This window comes from Geoglobus sp., from assembly GCF_054018175.1.
This window is the reverse complement of sequence record NZ_JBPLZQ010000095.1, coordinates 1-5,496: the sequence shown is the minus strand read 5'-3', so window position 1 is coordinate 5,496 and position 5,496 is coordinate 1. Positions and strand designations below refer to the sequence as shown.

Annotated in this window: 5 protein-coding genes; 4 read left to right on the top strand and 1 reads right to left on the bottom strand. The window is 51.9% G+C overall.

Annotated elements, in window-relative coordinates:
• The first annotated feature begins 549 nt into the window (after positions 1-549).
• Both ACXJJC_RS07380 and ACXJJC_RS07375 read left to right on the top strand, forming a co-directional pair.
• The gene (locus ACXJJC_RS07380; protein WP_456370627.1) at positions 550-1,653 is read left to right on the top strand and encodes an LLM class flavin-dependent oxidoreductase; all 1,104 of its coding nucleotides are present in this window, start codon (positions 550-552) and stop codon (positions 1,651-1,653) included.
• 163 nt (positions 1,654-1,816) lie between these two features.
• The gene (locus ACXJJC_RS07375) at positions 1,817-2,059 is read left to right on the top strand and encodes a hypothetical protein (RefSeq protein ID WP_456370625.1); all 243 of its coding nucleotides are present in this window, start codon (positions 1,817-1,819) and stop codon (positions 2,057-2,059) included.
• A gap of 30 nt (positions 2,060-2,089) precedes the next feature.
• Here ACXJJC_RS07375 and ACXJJC_RS07370 read toward each other — a convergent pair whose 3' ends face one another.
• A complete protein-coding gene (locus ACXJJC_RS07370) occupies positions 2,090-2,587 on the bottom strand; it encodes a transcriptional regulator (RefSeq protein WP_456370624.1) in 498 nt (165 codons plus the stop codon).
• A gap of 86 nt (positions 2,588-2,673) precedes the next feature.
• Here ACXJJC_RS07370 and ACXJJC_RS07365 point away from each other — a divergent pair, with 86 nt between their 5' ends.
• Both ACXJJC_RS07365 and ACXJJC_RS07360 read left to right on the top strand, forming a co-directional pair.
• Positions 2,674-4,608, top strand: coding sequence for a 3-hydroxyacyl-CoA dehydrogenase/enoyl-CoA hydratase family protein (locus ACXJJC_RS07365; RefSeq protein WP_456370622.1), 1,935 nt, complete (start codon positions 2,674-2,676; stop codon positions 4,606-4,608).
• The coding region (locus ACXJJC_RS07360; protein WP_456370620.1) for an acyl-CoA dehydrogenase family protein at positions 4,608-5,496 on the top strand (889 nt) is incomplete at its 3' end. The genes ACXJJC_RS07365 and ACXJJC_RS07360, both read left to right, overlap by 1 nt.

Below are 5,496 nucleotides of genomic sequence, written 5' to 3'. Positions count from 1 at the left end.
AATCCTTCCATCGTAGTTTTCCTTCAGGAATTCGTAGTTCTCCTTAGAAAACCAGATGGTCATTCTGAGCTTTTTTCTGACCTTTCTTCAGAGGATTGGGTTTTAAAGGACTGTTATGAGAAACACCGCAGTTACGGCTGATATAAACTCAGAAAACACACCCGGAATGATCTTTCCTGAGGTGGTGGTCGTACTTCTCTCAGCGATTCTCAGCTATCTTTCAGCAAGAAGCTTCGTGAGTGCCTTGAAAGACCCGTAAACGGGAAGGACATACAGCTTGGCGAATGGGGTTCTGGGACAGAAACGCAAACCAGGGGCTTGAGATACGGGGGAGCTCTAATACTGGTAAACAACTTCTGCATTCTCTCTGAAGTGGCGGGAGAGCGTGAACGCTGAGAAATCTGTTTAAAATTTTGGCCCTTCCGGTCAGCTTGTTTGGATTCGGCAAAGCCACCGTGGGTGTACTCCCGGTTTTCGAAAAGCGGCATCCTGTCGAGCACATTATTTAATAATGATTAACCGCAAATTACTTTCTACCGGGGTGATCAAATGGAGTTCGGAACTGTTGCTCCAACGTTTCCTCCGATAGGAGAGGCAAGAATAACGGCCAAGCGTCTTGAAGAGAAGGGTTATGCTTCCATATGGTTTCCAGACCACCTGATGGGCTGGTATCCTCACGATGTGTGGAAAGAGACTCCGTTTGCCATGCGGTATCCTTCGTGCCACATGTTCTTTGACCCGTTCTGCGAGATATGCTACGTTGCACCTTATGCAGAGAAAATTAGATTTGGAGTGAGTGTAACCGAGGTTTTCCGCAGGCATCCAGCAGTCCTTCTTCAGCAGGCCGTTACCGCAGACCACGCGACCAATGGCAGGTTCATTCTGGGCATTGGTGCCGGAGAGGCCGAAAACACCGTGCCGTATGGCATAGAATTCAGGCATCAGGTTGCAAGACTCGAAGAAGCTCTTCAGCTCATCAGAATCATGCTGGAAAGCGACTACGGTGAGAAAATCAACTTCAAGGGCAGGTTTTACAGGTTCGAGGATGCCCTGTTTGACCTCAAACCCGTCGGTGAGATCCCTGTGTGGATCGGTGCACACGGCGAGAGGATGCTGAGGCTTACTGCAAAGTATGCGGACGGATGGTTGCCGGTATCCACGACCGTGGAGGAGTATGCTGAAAGGGTGGAAAAGCTTGAAAGGTATGCAAAAACTGAGGGCAGGGACCCTGATGAAATAACGAAGGCCCTTTTCGCAAGTGTGGTTGTTGACGAGAGTGAAGAGGAGGTTGAAAGGCTCCTTCAGGCCCCCATACTGAAAATACACGCACTCCTCCTGCATCACAGAGTTTACGAGAAGTACGGTTACAGACATCCGTTCGGAAAGTATTACGGGTTGCTCGAATACATTCCAACCAGGTTCTCGAAGGAGGAAATTCTGGAGGCGGTGAGTGGGATTCCAGATGAAATCGTCAGACTCGCTTTTGTGTGCGGGACACCAGAGCAGATAGTGGAAACCTTCGACGCGTATGCGAGGCTGGGCGTTGAGCACATAGTTGTCTGGAATCTCACGTACTTTGGAGATGCGAGCAAGGTCAGGAGCTCCTACGAGCTCGTGGACGAGATAATCGATCACTTCGAGCGAAAGCCGTGATTCCATTATCTGATCCGCTATTTCCACTCTTCACTTTTCTGGTCCATTGTTTTTTATTTTAGCTGGTTTGTCGAGTGTGCAGATCGTCCGGAATTTCGCTGGTGAGCGCCCGCTCTTCACACTGAAGTGCCGGGAAATTCTGAAAAGGTACCTCCAGGCTGGTGTGAAAATCTACGCACTCGGAACGTTTGAACAGGTTTGCAGGGAAGAGATAACGATTCTCGGCGGGGAGGTCAGAGACGTGGACACGTTCACCAACTACACGCTCATAGTGGATGACTCGAAACTGCTGATGGTCTATTTTGACGACGAAGGTATCCCGTACGGCCTTTACACAGAAAATGAAGGGATTGTGCAACCGCACGTCCACCTGTTCAACCTGCTTTGGAGAGACACGTCGAGGTGAGGTCGCCGGGGTGTGAGGGGATGCACTGATTTAAAGTTTCGTCCTCCTGTGGTCTTTGTGAGTTCTGCCGCTTATGAACGCCTTGAACTCGTCCACCCTTATGCCGTTCCTGTTGAGCCAGGAGATGAATCTGTCGTTCTCGTCCATCGCCTCTTCGAGCCCGGAGAATCTGACGATTATGCAGAGGTCATACTCACTACCGACTATCTCGAACACGTTCTCAACGTAGTCGAGCTTCTTGAGGTGGTCCACAAGCTTCCTCATTCCCCCTCTGTCGTTCTTCATGGATATCAGAACCACGCCAATCGTGTCGAGCCCTATCTTCTGGTAGTCGACCTGCCAGACTCCCTTCTTGACCTCCCTTATGTACTCTCTGCTCTCGAGTACCCTCATCCTGTTCTGAACCGTCCTAACCGCAATTCCAAGGCTGTCAGCGATTTCTTCGAGTGTCTGACCGTTAATTATACCCTCGATTATTCGCCTGTTCACCGGGTCGCTTAATTCGTGTTTCTGGAAGTTTTCATCCATTAAGATGCATTGTATACGAACTTTTTTTTAAAAATATTTCGAGATACACGCAATCGTTAAATAGGTGGAGATGTTAATCACTAAACATGAGGGATGTCAGAAACGTGCTGGTCGTCGGTGCTGGCACGATGGGACACGGCATAGCCGAACTCTGCGCTCTTGCAGGCTACAGCGTCACGCTCGTTGACGTGAGTGAGGAAGTACTGAAAAAGGCCGTTGAGAGAATAGCGTGGAGCCTGTCGAAACTCGAAAAGAAGAAGGGTGTGAAAAAGGATGACATTCTCTCGAGAATCTTCACTTCGACAGATTTGCCCTCCTCTGCCTCGAGCGCAGACCTCGTCATAGAGGCTGTAGTCGAGAAAACTGAGGTCAAGAGAGAGGTGTTCAAAACTCTTGACGAGAACTGCGGGGACGATGTCGTTCTTGCAACAAACACGTCCACAATTCCGATAGCTGAGATCGCCTCCGCAACCTCTCGGCCTGAAAGAGTTCTGGGGCTGCACTTCTTCAACCCGCCAACACTCATACGGCTCGTTGAGATCGTCGTGGCGGAGAAAACGTCCGATGAGGTGGTGGAATTCGCAAAGGAGTTCGTAAAATCACTTGGTATGGACTACATAACTGCGAGGGATGTGCCCGGATTTGTTGTCAACAGGATAAACCTGAGGGTTTTCGGGCAGGCAATAAAGCTGCTGGAGATGGGACATTCTGCGGAAGAGGTGGATGCGTGTGCGAAGTACAGAATAGGCATGCCAATGGGACTGTTCGAGGTGATGGACTTCAGCGGGATAGACGTGCTCTACAACGTGATCAGGGAGATGTCGGCAAGGGGCTTTGACGTGGAGCTGAGCCCGATCCTCGAGGAGATGGTCAGAGAGGGCAGGCTCGGCATGAAAACCGGAAGGGGGTTCTACACGTACGAGGGGCTTTACGGCAGGGCAAGGATACCGAAAAAGAAGTCCTATGACGTGAACCCCCTTTTAATTCTCGCTCCAGCGGTAAACGAGGCGTGCTGGATTGTGAGGAACGGAGTCGCAAGTGCAGGGGATGTCGAGAAGGCAATGAAGCTGGGCATGGGATACAGAAAGGGTGTTCTGGAGCTTGCTGACACCTACGGACTCGACAGGGTTGCTGAAGTGCTGGAAAAACTCGGCATCGATCCTGATCCGATGTTGAAGGACATGGTGGATTCTGGAAAACTGGGAAAGAAGAGCGGTGAGGGCTTTTTCAGATGGAAGCACGAGAGGAAGAGTTTTGGTCCCGTAAGCTACGAGAAGAGGGGCAGTTACGCGGTAATCACGCTGAGGAGGGCGGAGAGGCTCAACGCCCTCAACGAAGAGATGTGGACTGGAATAAGGAAGGCGTTGCTCGAGGCTGAGAGGGATGGTGATGTTAGGGCGGTGCTGATAACCGGAGAGGGCAGGGCGTTCTCTGCCGGAGACGACATAGCGGTGATGAGGTCGTGGAGTTCTGTGAGCGATGGGAAGCACTTCTTTGAGAACGTTGCTGGACCTCTGATATACCTGATGACGGAATACAGCAAACCCCTCATTTCTCTGGTCAACGGTTACGCCTACGGCGGGGGAATGGAGCTCAACCTGCTGATGGACATAGTAATCGCCAGCAGAAGCGCGACCTTCTCTGTTCCCGAAGGACTGATAGGTGCGTTTCCACCGATAGCCTCGACCGTTGGGTTCATGCTGAACAGGCGAGTCCTCAGGTACTGCCTGACTGCGGAGGAGATCCAGGCGGATGAAGCTGTCGATATGGGTATTGCGGACCTCGCGGTTGACGATGACCAGCTGGAGATCGCTGGCATAGAAATCGCGGAGAGAATCTCGGAACTCGCACCCATGTCAGTTCAGGCGGTTAAAAAGGCCAAAAAGAGCGTTTTAAACGCTTTCAGAAGTGCACTCGAGGGTGCTGTTGAGGAGCTAATAATTCTCTCGGGCACGTCGGACTTCAGAGAGGGAATGGACGCCTTTCTGGGGAGGAGGAAACCCGTCTGGAGGGGCGAGTGATGAACCTCGAGCTCAGCGAGGACCACAGGATGGTACAGCAGGCGGTCAGGGAGTTCGCGGAGAAGGAGATAATGCCCTACGGCCGTGACTACGATGCGAAGGGACAGTTCCCGTTTGAGCTGTTCAGAAAGGCTGCAAAGCTCGGTTTCGTTGGAACAGACCTGCCGGAAGAGTACAGCGGTGCTGGACTGGACTTCACGTCTTCAGTGATAGTCGCAATGGAGCTCACGAGAGCTGACAGCAACGTCGGCAGCGCCATAGCTTCCGCGACCCTCGGCTGCCCGATGCTCAAGTACTTCGGCACGGAAGAGCAGAAGGAGCGGTACATGGCGAGGGTGCCGAAGGGGGAGACCACTTCAGGCATAGCAATAACGGAGCCGGACGCGGGCAGTGACGCTGCGAGCATAAAGACGAGGGCAGAAAGAGTTGCAGACGGGTGGATCGTGAATGGCTCGAAGGTGTTCATAACCAACGGCAGCATCTCCGACTGGATAATTCTCCTTGCGAGAACGGGAGGTGCAGGATATAGGGGTATCTCGGCATTCGTCGTGGAGACGTCGTGGGATGGTTATTCAGCTAAGAAGATCGAGAAGATGGGTCTCAGCTGCCACGATACTGCAGAGCTGAGCTTCAGAGACATGTTCGTCCCCGTGAGGAACCTGGTCGGCAGGGAAAATCATGGATTTCGCCAGCTCATGAGGTTTTTCAACGAAAGCAGAATCAGCGTTGGAGCGATAAACCTCGGCATGGCAATAGGAGCATACGAGAGAGCGCTGGAGTACGCGAGGGAAAGGAAGGCCTTCGGAAAACCCTTAATCGAGCACCAGGCCATAGCCTTCAAGCTCGCAGACATGTATAAAGACATAGAGGCGGCAAAGCTCCTGATCT

Bases quoted from the DNA above. Each gene is read 5' to 3' on its own strand.
- ACXJJC_RS07380 (WP_456370627.1), top strand. From the start codon at position 550: ATGGAGTTCGGAACTGTTGCTCCAACGTTTCCTCCGATAGGAGAGGCA.
- ACXJJC_RS07370 (WP_456370624.1), bottom strand. From the start codon at position 2,587: ATGGATGAAAACTTCCAGAAACACGAATTAAGCGACCCGGTGAACAGG.
- ACXJJC_RS07365 (WP_456370622.1), top strand. From the start codon at position 2,674: ATGAGGGATGTCAGAAACGTGCTGGTCGTCGGTGCTGGCACGATGGGA.